14 protein-coding genes are annotated in these 13097 nt (G+C 59.4%); 6 read left to right on the forward strand and 8 right to left on the reverse strand.

Annotated elements, in window-relative coordinates; genetic code table 11:
- The first annotated feature begins 10 nt into the window (after window positions 1–10).
- Together K7H22_RS11530 and K7H22_RS11535 are read left to right on the forward strand one after the other, a co-directional pair.
- Window positions 11–3130: a DNA translocase FtsK gene (locus tag K7H22_RS11530; protein WP_230800970.1), complete on the forward strand. Its 3120-nt coding sequence runs from the start codon at window positions 11–13 to the stop codon at window positions 3128–3130.
- A gap of 95 nt (window positions 3131–3225) precedes the next feature.
- A complete protein-coding gene (locus tag K7H22_RS11535; protein WP_419248177.1) occupies window positions 3226–3834 on the forward strand; it encodes a LolA family protein in 609 nt (202 codons plus the stop codon).
- Window positions 3835–3849: 15 nt separating this feature from the next.
- On the opposite strand, the gene K7H22_RS11540 is transcribed toward K7H22_RS11535, so the two are convergent.
- From K7H22_RS11540 to K7H22_RS11555, 4 genes are all read right to left on the reverse strand, one after another.
- Window positions 3850–4395, reverse strand: coding sequence for an NADPH-dependent FMN reductase (locus K7H22_RS11540; protein WP_230800971.1), 546 nt, complete (start codon window positions 4393–4395; stop codon window positions 3850–3852).
- Between the two features lie 179 nt (window positions 4396–4574).
- Window positions 4575–5237 (reverse strand): OmpA family protein, encoded by a 663-nt coding sequence (locus K7H22_RS11545; protein ID WP_230800972.1) that lies wholly within the window; start codon window positions 5235–5237, stop codon window positions 4575–4577.
- A 161-nt stretch (window positions 5238–5398) separates the two neighbouring features.
- On the reverse strand, window positions 5399–6259 hold the full coding sequence (locus K7H22_RS11550) for a methylated-DNA--[protein]-cysteine S-methyltransferase (RefSeq protein ID WP_230800973.1): 861 nt from the start codon (window positions 6257–6259) through the stop codon (window positions 5399–5401).
- Between the two features lie 194 nt (window positions 6260–6453).
- Window positions 6454–7110: a Hint domain-containing protein gene (locus tag K7H22_RS11555; RefSeq protein ID WP_230800974.1), complete on the reverse strand. Its 657-nt coding sequence runs from the start codon at window positions 7108–7110 to the stop codon at window positions 6454–6456.
- Between the two features lie 157 nt (window positions 7111–7267).
- On the opposite strand from K7H22_RS11555, the gene nth reads away from it, so the two are divergent.
- Together nth and K7H22_RS11565 are read left to right on the forward strand one after the other, a co-directional pair.
- Window positions 7268–7912, forward strand: coding sequence for an endonuclease III (nth, locus tag K7H22_RS11560; RefSeq protein WP_230800975.1), 645 nt, complete (start codon window positions 7268–7270; stop codon window positions 7910–7912).
- Window positions 7909–8895: an adenosine kinase gene (locus K7H22_RS11565; protein ID WP_230800976.1), complete on the forward strand. Its 987-nt coding sequence runs from the start codon at window positions 7909–7911 to the stop codon at window positions 8893–8895. The genes nth and K7H22_RS11565 overlap by 4 nt, the downstream gene beginning before the upstream one ends.
- An 18-nt stretch (window positions 8896–8913) precedes the next feature.
- Here K7H22_RS11565 and K7H22_RS11570 read toward each other — a convergent pair whose 3' ends face one another.
- The 4 genes from K7H22_RS11570 to K7H22_RS11585 form a co-directional block, all read right to left on the reverse strand.
- Complete coding sequence (locus tag K7H22_RS11570) at window positions 8914–9582, reverse strand: RluA family pseudouridine synthase (RefSeq protein ID WP_230800977.1); 669 nt, start codon at window positions 9580–9582, stop codon at window positions 8914–8916.
- A 10-nt stretch (window positions 9583–9592) separates the two neighbouring features.
- A complete protein-coding gene (locus K7H22_RS11575) occupies window positions 9593–10222 on the reverse strand; it encodes a LysE family translocator (RefSeq protein ID WP_230800978.1) in 630 nt (209 codons plus the stop codon).
- 24 nt (window positions 10223–10246) lie between these two features.
- Window positions 10247–10705 carry a GAF domain-containing protein gene (locus K7H22_RS11580; RefSeq protein ID WP_230800979.1) on the reverse strand — a complete coding sequence of 153 codons (459 nt, stop codon included), beginning with the start codon at window positions 10703–10705 and terminating at the stop codon, window positions 10247–10249.
- A gap of 98 nt (window positions 10706–10803) precedes the next feature.
- A complete protein-coding gene (locus K7H22_RS11585; RefSeq protein WP_230800980.1) occupies window positions 10804–11976 on the reverse strand; it encodes a thiolase family protein in 1173 nt (390 codons plus the stop codon).
- 95 nt (window positions 11977–12071) lie between these two features.
- Between K7H22_RS11585 and K7H22_RS11590 the strand changes: the two genes are divergently transcribed.
- Window positions 12072–12410, forward strand: a complete 339-nt coding sequence (locus K7H22_RS11590) for an STAS domain-containing protein (RefSeq protein ID WP_230800981.1) — start codon at window positions 12072–12074, stop codon at window positions 12408–12410.
- Window positions 12400–12945 carry an ATP-binding protein gene (locus tag K7H22_RS11595; protein WP_269063107.1) on the forward strand — a complete coding sequence of 182 codons (546 nt, stop codon included), beginning with the start codon at window positions 12400–12402 and terminating at the stop codon, window positions 12943–12945. Before K7H22_RS11590 ends, K7H22_RS11595 begins: the two co-directional genes overlap by 11 nt.
- Window positions 12946–13097 lie beyond the last annotated feature (152 nt).

Consider the following 13097-nt stretch of genomic DNA (forward strand, 5'->3'; position numbering starts at 1 on the left):
GAGGGCAGGCATGGCATATCAAACCCGTGGGCGCGATCCGCTGTTTGACAGCAACGTTCAGGCAGCAATCGAGAAACGCGGCAAGGAATTGCTGGGTTTGGCGTTGCTTGTGCTGGGATGTGCAGCAGCGGCGATGGTCATGTCCTATAATCCCGAAGATCCGTCTTTCCTGTCGGCCACCGATGCGCCCGTCCAGAACTGGATGGGTCGTTTGGGGGCCACGATTGCCGCGCCGTTGTTCATGATCGCAGGCTGGGGTAGCTGGGCCATCGCGATTGTGCTGTTTGCCTGGGGCGTCCGCTTTACTTTGCATCTCGGTGAAGAGCGCGCTGTCGGGCGGCTAATTTTTGCGCCCATCGCGGTGGCGCTCTGCTCGGTCTATGCGGCGACGTTGAATCCCGGCGAGATATGGCAGGATACCCACCATTTCGGCTTGGGCGGCGTGTTCGGCGATATGATCATGGGCATGATCCTGACGGCCATCCCGCTTGGCAGCACGGTCGGGATCAAACTTGCCTCGCTGGTGATGGCGGTTGTGATGCTGGCCTTGGGCGCTTTTGTCATGGGCTTCACGCGACCCGAATTGAAGCGGATCAGTCGCTTCCTTCTGGTCGGTATGATCCTCTCCTATGCCCGTCTGATGCACGTGATGGGGCGCGGTGCCTCGGGCACGGTGCAAATGGCGCAAGGGTTGCAAGCTCGCGCAGCCGAACGCCGCCTGATCCGGGAGCGTGAGTCCGAAGATACCGCCGCTTGGGCGGCAACCAATATGCGGGAGACTGCGACACCCCCGATGGCGCAGTCCGCCCGCGCGCCATTGGTGGCGCGCCGTCATGACGTGCCGCCCGCGCCCGTCCAGCAATGGGACGAGCAAGACGATTGGCCGGAGGAGGAATATCATACGCCTGCAGCCGGTCCCGTCGAGAAGATCAAGACTGGTCTTCTGGCGCGTGTCCCCGGCTTTGGTCGCCGCGTTGAGGCGATGCCGGAACCCGAACTGGTCGAGCAGTATCCATCGGACACCTATCTCCAGCATGACCTCGCGCCGGGGGATGACCGTATCCGCGCCAAGATTGCCGATGTGATCAAATCGCGCGTCCGTCCTGTGGCACCGATGGCACCTGTCCAGCATGCGCCGCTGACCCGTGGACGCGGGCGCGGGCCTGACCCCTTGTTGTTCAATCCGGCCCGCAGCGGTGCTTTGAAAGCCGAACCTCCTTTGACAGCGGCGCATCGCCCTGCTGTAGCGGCGACCGCGGCAACAGCCGCAAGGATGATACCGCCGGTCGTGGCAGCCGCTGCGCCTGTCAGTCAGAATTTCGCGCATCAGGCCGATGATGATGACGAGGGTAATATCTTCGATGATTCCTATGACGCGTCGTTCGACTCCGCATATGACCTGCCCGAAGATACACCATTCGACATGTCTGATGGCGTCGAGGATGACGGATACACAGCCTACGCTGCTTCGACGGATATGCAGGCCGCACCGTTACAAATTCCCGTCGCCCAGCCGCGCAGTGTCGTCCAGAACCCCGTCCGCAAGCCGCTCCAGCCTTCGACCCGCGCCAAGGCCGAGGCGCAGCCGACGCTGAAGTTTGACGCGTCCGAGGCGGTTTACGAGCTTCCGCCGCTTGCATTGTTGTCAAACCCCTCGCTGATCACGCGCCATCACCTGAGCGACGAGGCACTGGAACAGAATGCCCGCATGCTGGAATCCGTGCTGGATGATTACGGCGTGAAAGGCGACATCGTATCTGTCCGTCCCGGTCCTGTTGTGACCATGTACGAACTGGAACCCGCGCCCGGCCTCAAGGCCAGCCGTGTGATCGGTCTGGCCGACGACATCGCGCGCTCCATGTCGGCCCTGTCTGCGCGTGTTTCGACCGTGCCGGGCCGCACCGTGATCGGTATCGAATTGCCCAACGAGAACCGCGAGAAAGTGGTCCTGCGCGAGATCCTGTCCGCACGTGATTATGGCGACAGCAACATGAAACTGCCGCTTGCCCTTGGCAAGGACATCGGCGGAGATCCGATGGTGGCCAACCTTGCCAAGATGCCCCACTTGTTGATCGCGGGAACCACGGGATCGGGTAAATCGGTGGCGATCAACACGATGATCCTGTCGCTGCTCTATCGTCTGACGCCCGAAGAATGCCGGTTGATCATGATTGACCCCAAAATGCTGGAATTGTCTGTTTATGACGGAATTCCGCATCTGCTGTCCCCCGTTGTGACCGATCCGAAAAAAGCGGTCGTCGCCCTGAAATGGGTCGTCGGCGAGATGGAAGAGCGTTACCGCAAAATGTCCAAGATGGGCGTCCGCAATATCGACGGCTATAACAGCCGCGTAGCGGATGCGCTGGCCAAGGGCGAGATGTTCAGCCGCACGGTGCAGACCGGCTTTGACGACGAAACCGGCGAACCAGTCTTCGAAACCGAAGAACTGATGCCCGAAAAGATGCCCTATATCGTTGTCATCGTCGACGAGATGGCCGACCTGATGATGGTCGCAGGCAAGGAGATCGAAGCCTGCATCCAGCGTCTGGCGCAAATGGCGCGGGCGTCCGGTATCCATCTGATCATGGCCACACAGCGCCCCTCGGTCGATGTGATCACCGGTACGATCAAGGCGAACTTTCCCACGCGGATCTCGTTTCAGGTCACCTCGAAAATCGACAGCCGCACAATTCTTGGTGAAATGGGTGCCGAGCAGCTTCTGGGGATGGGTGATATGCTGTATATGGCTGGCGGCGCCAAGATCACGCGCTGCCACGGTCCTTTCGTCAGCGACGAGGAAGTCGAGGAGATCGTGAACCACCTCAAAGCTTTCGGTCCGCCGAAATACATGAACTCGGTTCTGGATGGTCCTGACGAGGACCGCGAGGCCGATATTGATGCGGTGCTTGGTCTGGCCAGCGGCGGCAACACCGATTTGGAAGATGCGCTTTATGACACGGCGGTCGCTATTGTTGTGAAAGATCGCAAATGTTCGACCTCCTATATTCAGCGGAAACTGGCGATCGGCTATAACAAGGCCGCGCGTCTGGTCGAGCAGATGGAGGAGCAAGGCGTTGTCAGTTCCGCGAACCATGTTGGCAAACGCGAGGTGCTGGTGCCCGAACACTGAAAGGCGGGCACTTCACAAACCCCTCTCGGTGGTGTCTCGCTTTCGTGACGCAAGACTAGGGTGCAGAAGGCGCATATAGCGTTTATATTGATACTATGAACATGATGCGAATTTTGCTGGCCCCTGTCCTTGTGGTGGTGATGGCCCTTCCGGCAGCGGCAGAGAAACTGTCTTTGTCGACTTTGTCCCAATATCTGAACAACCTGCGGACAGCGACCGGCGCCTTCACCCAGATCAACGGGGATGGCACGATCTCGACCGGAACGATCTATATCAACCGTCCGGGGCGGATCAGGTTCGAATATGCCCCGCCGGACGATACGCTGGTGATTGCCGGTAGTAGCAGCGTTGCGATTTTCGATGCCAAGTCGAATACGGGGCCGGAAACCTACCCTCTGGCACGCACGCCCTTGTCGATCATTCTGGCCGACACGGTCAATCTTGGACAGGCCCGTATGGTCGTGGGACATACCTATGACGGCACTGCGACGACCGTGACAGCGCAAGATCCGGACAATCCTGACTATGGCAATATCCAGCTTGTTTTTACCGGAAACCCGATCCAGTTGCGGCAATGGTTGATCAATGATGATGCGGGTAACAGCACAACCGTGGTGCTGGGTGACATGCAGACAGGCACCGCGATGTCTGCATCCCTTTTCAACATCCAGCTTGAGGCGAACCGGCGGTCAAGCAACCGCTGACTGCTTTGGCACGGCTTATCCCCGCCCGATCTCGGCGCGCAGAGATGCCATCAGGTCTTTCAAAGTTTTGATGTAAAGATCGCCCTTCAGATGCCCGTCCTCATCGAACTGCACCGAGGTTTCGGCCAGAAACATCTCTGGGCCTTGCAGTATACGCGGACGAAACGCGACCATACTGTTGCGCAACATCACTTGCGCGCGTTCACCGCCAGCGCGCCCTGCTGTGGCAGACAGAATGGCGACCGGCTTCCCGGACCACGGCGTACCTTTGGTCCGGCTGACCCAATCCAGTGCATTTTTCAGAACGCCGGAAATACCCTTGTTATACTCGGGCGTCGAAATCAGAACCGCGTCGGCTGCAACAATCTGATCTGACAAAAGCTGCACGGCTGCAGGGATACCTTCGGCGTCTTCCAGATCTCCATTATAGAGAGGCAGATTGAGATTCGCCTCGGTATAGTTGGCCTCGCCAAAAAGGCGTGCGGCCTCGGCCAAAAGTTTGCGATTGAAAGACCCGCTCCGCAGCGAGCCCGAAATTCCCAAAAGGGTCGGATTGGGCATGAAAACTACCTTTGCTTGGTGCACATTTCAGGCCAGGACCTAAACCTGATGCCCACCAAGACAAGTCGCGGTGTTGCGCATAAGCTGTTGAAAAACGCATGCGATCGCCAGGACAGCACGAAAACGCCCCGCCAGTCAAGGCAGGGCGTTTCCAAAGCGTTAAGGCTGTCAGGGGCCTATCAGGCGTTGGGCACGATCACGATTTCAACGCGACGGTTCTGGGCGCGGCCCTCGGGCGTCAGGTTCGATGCGATCGGCTGATCCTCACCCGCACCGAACGTGCGGACGCGTCCGGCAGAAACACCGCCGCTGATCAGGACGCCAGCAACAGCGCCGGCACGACGCTCGGACAGCGCCTGATTATAACTTGCGGCACCGGTATTGTCGGTGTGGCCGACCACCTGAACGGTTGTATTCGGATAGCTATTCAGGCTGCTTGCGATCGTCCGCAGATCACCCTGCAGATCGGAGCGCAGCGTCGCGCTGTCAGTGGCGAAAAGAATATCCTGCGGCATCGACACGATCAGGCGATCACCTGTGTTGGTGATCCGGGCCTGGTTGCCCAGATCGCGGCGCAGTTCCGCTTCCTGCTTGTCCAAATTGTTGCCGACAACGGCACCAGTTCCGGCACCCAGAATGCCGCCGATCACGGCCCCGCGTGCACGGTTGTCACTGACGAGCGCACCGGTTGCTGCGCCCAGCATCCCGCCAACAACTGCACCCTGACGGGTGTTGCGGTTCGGATCGTTGGGATCACCCATCGTTCCGGGTTCGGTGCAGGCTGTCACGGCGACCAGCGAAAGACCTGCCAGCAGCAGGAAGGGTTTTTGAGCTCGGATCATGTTATGCCTCTTGGTTTCGTCCATTCATCGGACCTATAACGCTTATAAAGCATGGATGGTTCCCACCCAAGAGAATGAAAACTCCTGTTTGGCAAGAAACCGCCGATTCTCAAGGCATTGTGAAAGCAAATTGTCAGTACTCGCCTTCCGGCTTGACTTGGTCATGCTTCGGCACGCGCTGCCTCATAGGCCAGCATGGCGCGCTTGACGGGAAGACCCCAATGATAGCCGCCAAGACCGCCTGATTTCCGCAAAGCCCTGTGACACGGGATCAACCAACTGACCGGATTGCGCCCTACCGCGGTTCCGACCGCCCTCACAGCGCGCGGGTGGCCTACGGCGCCTGCCAACTCGGAATAGGTTGTGACATGTCCTGAAGGTATCGCGAGCAACGCTTCCCATACCTTGATCTGGAAGGGGGCCCCGATCAGATGAAGTGCTGTCTCGCCCGTGCCGGCAAAGGCCGAGGTCACCCATCCTGCCACGTCTGAGGGCTGCTCGACATAGCGCGCCAAAGGCCAGCGGGCGACCATGTCGGCCATCGCGGCGTCGCGCCCAGTTTCTTCGGAGAACGCAAGCCCGCACAAGCCGCGGTTTGTCCCCATCGCCAATACCTCGCCAAAGGGGCTGTCAAACCAGCCATAGCGGATCTGCAAGCCTTCGCCACGCTTCGCAAATTCGCCTGGGCTCATGGCTTCCCAGCGCAAAAAGAGGTCGTGCAGTCTCCCCGAACCTGAAAGGCCGGTGCTTATCGCGGTCTCGAGCGTGGTCATCCGCCCCGCCAGAAGCGATTTGGCGTGATCGAGTGCAAGATACTGCTGATATCGTTTTGGGGATACGCCGACCCAAGCCGAGAACAGTCGTTGGAAATGGGCGGCGCTCATCCCCATCTGCGTAGCAAGTTCGTCCAGCGCCAGCGGTTCCTCGGCCAGGTCGATCGCTTCGATCGCGCGGCGCATGACATGGTAGTGATAGCCGCGATCCTGCTCCGCAGCGGATATAGAAGAGTTGATATCTGTCATCACGTCGCTGCTTTCCTTGTTGTTTACAAAGACTAGCGCAGTGGGCTGGTGTCTTTCGACCCGAATATTGCGGTTTAGGCAGGCTGGTGTCTATTGATTGTCCAGGTCCATGATCGCGCCGCGCGGTTGAATCTTTGCTTGATGACCGGGACCAAGACACCCTGTCGCTTATCGAATTCAGGCACGGGCCTTGGTCACGCAGCAAGAAGTTCCCGCAAAGATAATGACTGCGGCATTGTATGACGCAGAAATGCTGCCTCCGCGCTGGTCAGCGAAGGGCGGGCCAGGCGCCGGTTGCCTTGTGTCAGCGGTGCAGAGGCATCCTTGGGAAGTGCGGCCCCCAGACTGTCCGCGATGTCCGGACAGGTGCTTTCGACCCATATACCGCCCACCAGTATAAGCTCATGTCGGGCAAGGATTAGATGATGGTATGTCAATTGCCCCAATTCCGGATCAGGTCGCGCAATGCGCCTGCGGGTCAGATCGCAGGGGCGGGCCAATGCCTCATCCAGTCCGAAATTCAGTTGAAGCGCATAGTTCATGACCAAGACACGGTGGCCTGGTGCCAAGCGTAGCCTGTCCCAAGGTTTAGTGTCGGTATGGTCGCTACGGGGGCCGAGGGTCGCGGGGTCCGGTAGTAGTGGTGCACCATCGCCTGCGCTGTTGCGTTGCCGGACCAAGCCGCGCAACGGTTGCGCGCCATGGTCGCGCGTGATTACCCTGTCGCCCGCTGCCAGCCATTCGACCGGCAATTCGCCATCCGTCGTCATGACCATAGAGCCGGGTCCAAGACCGGACATGCTGTCGTCCACATGACCTGCGGCGCGCAACGCTGTTGTGGTCCGGTCCATTTTCTCTCCGCTATGCTTTGAAACTTGAACGGGGATACGTCGGATCGGGTTAATCCTCCCTGAAGACTTGCGAAAAAATGTAGCGGTTTTGAACGATCAGGCGGAACGGTGCCCCGGCCCCCTTGCCCGATAGTGGCAGTCAGGGCATAGACCTAGAATGGTCAAGCAACTCGGTTATCACGACATACGCGCGATATTCACGCGCTTTCAGGAAAGCGATCCGGAACCGAAAGGGGAACTGGAGCATGTGAACGCCTATACGCTGGTCGTGGCTGTCGCGCTCAGCGCGCAGGCGACCGATATCGGTGTGAATCGCGCCACGCGCGCCTTGTTCCAGATTGCCGATACACCGCAAAAAATGCTGGATCTGGGCGAAGAAGGGCTGATCGAGCATATCAAGACGATTGGCCTGTTTCGCAACAAGGCCAAGAATGTCATTAAATTGAGCCGAATTCTGGTTGATGACTACGACGGAGAGGTGCCCAATTCCCGTGCGGCTCTTGAATCGCTGCCCGGTGTGGGGCGAAAAACTGCCAATGTGGTGCTAAACATGTGGTGGGGCATGCCGGCACAGGCGGTCGATACCCATATTTTCCGTGTCGGCAATCGCACCGGCATCTGCCCTGGCAAGGATGTGAATGTGGTCGAACGTGCGATCGAGGATCATATTCCCGCTGATTTCCAGCATCACGCGCATCACTGGCTAATCCTGCATGGCCGCTATACCTGTGTTGCCCGTAAACCCAAATGTAATGCCTGCCTGATCCGTGATCTGTGCAGATTCGAGGATAAGACCCCATGAAAACCTATCAGGTTGTCGGCATCGGCAACGCCATTGTCGATGTGATCAGCCAGTCCGATGAGTCATTTCTGGATCTGATGGGCATTCAGAAAGGCATCATGCAACTGGTCGAGCGCGAGCGCGGCGAACTGCTGTACGATGCGATGGAAAACCGTCGTCAGGCACCGGGTGGATCGGTGGCCAATACGTTGGCAGGACTGGGCAATCTGGGTCTTGATACGGCCTTTATCGGGCGTGTGCGCGATGATGCCTTGGGACGGTTCTATGCCGACGAGATGGCCAAGGGCGGAACGGATTTCGTGAACGATCCTGTGGCGGGAGGGGAGTTGCCCACCTCGCGCAGCATGATTTTTGTCTCGCCGGATGGCGAGCGGTCGATGAATACATATCTGGGGATTTCCGCTGAGCTTGGGCCGGATGATGTCTCGGACAACGTTGCCGGACGTGCCGCGATCCTTTTTCTCGAAGGGTATCTTTATGACAAGCCCAAAGGCAAAGAGGCGTTCGAGGCTGCAGCCTCGGCCTGCCGAAAGGGTGGCGGAAAGGCGGGGATTGCGCTCTCCGACCCGTTCTGCGTGGATCGTCACAGGGTAGATTTCCGGCGTCTGGTCAAGTCGCTGGATTATGTGATCGGCAACGAGCACGAGTGGAAATCGCTCTATCAAACCGACGATCTCGGACGGGCGCTTGAGCAGGCGGCAGCAGAGTCCGGTTTGATCGTCTGCACGCGTTCGGGCCACGATGTTGTTTTGGTCGAAGGCGATCAGACCGTGGCTGTCCCGGTCAATGAGATCGTGCCGGTCGATGCGACAGGCGCGGGCGATCAGTTTGCTGCAGGTTTTATCTTTGGGATGGCAACCGGACAGCCGCTTGATGTGTCAGGCCGAATGGGATGCGTCGCCGCGGCCGAGGTGATCAGCCATTTCGGTGCCCGCCCTGAGGCGGATATGAAGGCCTTGTTCAAACAGGCGGGACTTATCTGACGAGAGAGAGAAGCAGCCTTAAAACGGAACCGGCGCGCGAAAGACCATGCCACGACCGGACTCTGGATGGTTCAAGCGCAACTCTTGGGCATGCAACATCAGACGGGGATGATCCGCCGCCTGACCGGTCGCATAGATCGAATCGCCAAGGATCACATGCCCCAAAGCCAGCATGTGCACGCGTAGCTGATGCGTGCGCCCTGTGCGCGGCATCAGGCGCACTCGGGTGGTGCCGTCCTCGTGTCGCAGCACGCGCCAGTCGGTGGTCGCAGGGCGGCCTGTGTCATGGCAGACCATCTGGCGGGGGCGGTTTTCCCAATCCACGATCAGAGGAAGCTCTACGGTGCCTTCCCGTGGCTCAAGCAAACCATCCAGCCGCGCCTGATAGGTCTTTTTCGTGCGCTTCTCCTCGAACTGCATGGACAGGTTTCGCTGGGCATGCGGGGTCAGGGCAAAGACGATCAACCCCGATGTATCGCGGTCCAGCCGGTGCACCAGCAAGGCTTCGGGGAAAACGGCCTGCACCCGTGTGATTAGGCAATCAGCCAGTTCCGGTCCACGACCGGGAACCGACAAAAGGCCGGCCGGCTTGTCCAGAACGACGATCTCGTGATCCTCGTGCAGGACGGTCAGCGGATCGGTCGGGGGGGAATAGGCGCTTTGCATGCTCTCCCAGTGCCGCATCATCGCGATGTGTTCAAGCCCCGCTTGGCGGCGCAGGGGGCAAGGACAGGCCCAGCAGGATGCCGTAAAGGATGAAACACAAGGCCATGCCGCGCCTGAGCCAGACGTTGAACACGGCACCCAAGGCAGCGCGGCCCAGACCTGCGCCCAAGGCTGTGTAGGTCACATAGCTTGCCGCCGTGATTAGCAAGGCTGTGGGAAAGATCGTCAACATCTGCAGCGCGATAGGGACATCGGGCTGCACGAACTGGCTGAAGGCGGCCAGATAGCCCGCAACGCTCTTGGGATTGATCGTGGCGATCATGAAGGCACGTGTATAGATTGAACCGGCATGGGGCATGACGGCTGGTGCAGGCTTGGCCGCATTCAGCCAGCCGCGCAGCCCTAGCCAGATCAGAACGGCGGCTCCAGCTAGCTTGGCGATCCCGAAGGCTTGCGGCGAGGCTGCGATCAGGGCGGTCACACCCAGCGCCGAAAGGGTTAGAAACAGCGTAGATTGCGTCAGGATGCCCAGCACACCCCACAGGCTGCGGCCAAAGCCATGTGTCATCCCGTTGGTGATACAATTGACCGCATTCGGACCGGGTGTTGTGACAAACACGACCCAGAACAGGGCAAAAACAGTCCAGCCTTCAAAACTCATAGAGTGACATCCCCGGGCTGCGAGTCATTCCGCATGCCCGAAGACATCCGCAAGGATGGATTGAAGCGCCGTTGCATCCTGCGTGGTGAAAGCGTCCGGTTGGTCGCTGTCGATATCGAAGACACCCACCAGCACGCCGGACCCGTTGAAAACGGGCAATACCAGCTCGGATCTGGTCGAGGACGCGCAGGCGATGTGGTCCGGAAATGCGTCGACATCGGGCACAAGCTGCACTTGGCCCGTGCGCGCCGCCGCACCGCAGACACCGCGTGAAAACGGAATGACAAGACAGCCATGCCCGCCCTGATAAGGCCCGATCTTGAGAAGTTCCGGCGCGGTCACACGGTAGAATCCTGTCCAGTCAAAGCGCGCATCGCTGTGATGCACCTCGCAGGCGACCGTCGCCATGAGGGCGACGGTGTCGTTTTCACCTTCGGTCAGCGCCGAGATCGTGGCGGCTAGCGTAGTGTAATTGACCCTCATGTTCTCTCTTTCATAGCAGGTGGGGGGCTTTCCGCCCCTTGTCGCCGAACAAGGGCTCGACGTCTCCCCTCGATGATATTTCCTGCAAGAAAAAACGTTCAGGCCAATTCGATCGCAATGGCTGTGCCTTCGCCACCACCGATGCAAATAGCCGCGACGCCGCGTTTAAGTCCGCGCGTCTCCAATGCGTTCAGCAAAGTGACCATGATCCGCGCCCCCGAGGCCCCGATCGGATGACCCAGCGCGCAAGCACCGCCGTTTACGTTCAGCTTCTCGCGCGCGATACCCATTTCCTGCATGAAGGCCATCGGCACAACGGCAAAAGCCTCGTTCACCTCCCACAGGTCGACATCGGCGACGCTCCATCCGATCTGTTCCAGCAGTTTGCGGGCCGCAGGGACCGGAGCGGTTGTGAAAAGGCCTGGTGCCTGCGCGTGGCTGGCATGACCAAGGATGCGGGCGCGGACCTTGAGGCCCTGTGCCTGTGCAGCCTCCTCCGAGGCCAGAACCAGTGCCGCCGCCCCGTCAGAGATAGACGAGGAATTGGCCGCTGTCACCGTGCCATCCTTGCGAAAGGCCGGTTTGAGTTGCGGTATCTTCTCGGGCTTGGCTTTGGCGGGCTGTTCATCAGCCTCAACCATGATCTGGCCGCTGCGGGTCGCAAGCGCCACGGGCGTGATCTCGCGGGCGAAGGCACCGGATTTCTGGGCCTCCAGCGAATTGGACAAGGATGTCAGGGCAAAGTCGTCTTGCGCCTCGCGGGTGAACTGGAAGGTTTCGGCGCAATCCTCGGCAAAGGTGCCCATCAGGCGGCCCTTGTCATAGGCGTCTTCCAGCCCGTCCAGAAACATGTGGTCGACGACCTGCCCATGCCCGATCCGAGCGCCGCCGCGCATCGCGGGCAGCAGATAGGGCGCGTTGGACATGCTTTCCATACCGCCTGCGATCATCGTGTCGGTATGGCCAAGCGCGATCTGGTCGAAGGCGATCATCGCGGCTTTCATGCCTGATCCGCACATCTTGTTGAGGGTGGTCGCGGGCACCTCTTCGCCCAAGCCGCCCGCGAATCCCGCTTGACGCGCGGGCGCCTGCCCTTGTCCGGCGGGCAGAACGCAGCCCATCAGCACTTCGTCGACGGTGCTGGCGCCGGCGTCGCTCAAGGCCGCCTTGATTGCGGCCCCGCCCAGAACGGCGGCCCCGATTCCATCGAATACGCCTTGAAAGCCCCCCATCGGGGTGCGGGCTGCCCCTGCAATCACAACGGTTTTCATATCTGGTCTCCCTCTTATCTGCGGCCTCTGAATACGGGATGGTAAGGAATTCCGTTTAGCCTTGCGAGGTCGAAATTAGAACGGGGTAGATGCAGATGCGACTGATATCGCAGGTCAGGCAAGGGTGGTGTGTTGTTCTGGTTGAGGAAAGCCGGATCGATGCGGCCGGTGCCATCGCCTTTAAGGAAGCCATGCGACGGGAAACAGACGGGGGGCAGGGTCCGGTCATTCTGGACTTGAGCAAGGTCGAATTTGTCGATTCCAGCGGACTTGGCGCTATCGTGGCTGCGATGAAACATCTGGGGGACGCGCGTCGTTTGCACCTGGCAGGGCTTTTACCCAATGTGGACAGGGTGTTCCGGCTGACGCGGATGGATACAGTTTTTCCCATCCATGCCAATGTCGATGCCGCGATCGACCCTGATGTCTGCTGAACGGTTGCCGCGGAATGGTGCCGTGTTGTCAGATCAAGGGCATGAGATCCGGCTGCGCTGCCGGACAAACCCGCCGGATATCCGCGCTACATTACTGGTGTGGCGGTATAGGTTGGCACAGATTGAACCATGCGAGGATCTTCTGGGGCGGAGCGAGATCGTTTTGGCCGAGATATTGAACAATATTGCGGAACATGGGCGGGGAGACGGGCAAAAGCAGGGGGAGGGCGACTGGATCGAACTCTGTTGTCACGGATCACCTGAGGGTATCCATATGCTGGTGAAAGACCGTGGCCGCGCCTTGCCGCAGCACCTTCTGTCGGGTGAGAAATACGTGGCCACCCCACTGGCAGGAGTGGCGCTTGATGATCTTCCCGAGGGAGGATTCGGGTGGTTCATGATCCGTGCGCTGTCATGCGACCTTCACTGCCAATGGACGGCAACAGGCAATCTGCTCAGCTTGACGGTGCCACGCAATCACAGCACGGGTGCAGCGGATGGGCAAACATCGCAGAAAAGCCCCAATCCAACCTGAACATCGCCCGAATCGCGAAGGATAAAGGCCTTTGTAGCTGCATAGCTTCTCCCGGCGTTGCGTTTAAAATTGCCCCCACCCAGTGCGTAGCGTCGGGAACTTCACCCTCTCCATCAGCTAGTTGGCATTCTTGTGCGCCGCTCCTACTGTGC

Origin of the sequence: Seohaeicola saemankumensis (genome assembly GCF_021021435.1) — a bacterium.
Taxonomy (GTDB): Bacteria; Pseudomonadota; Alphaproteobacteria; order Rhodobacterales; family Rhodobacteraceae; genus Seohaeicola.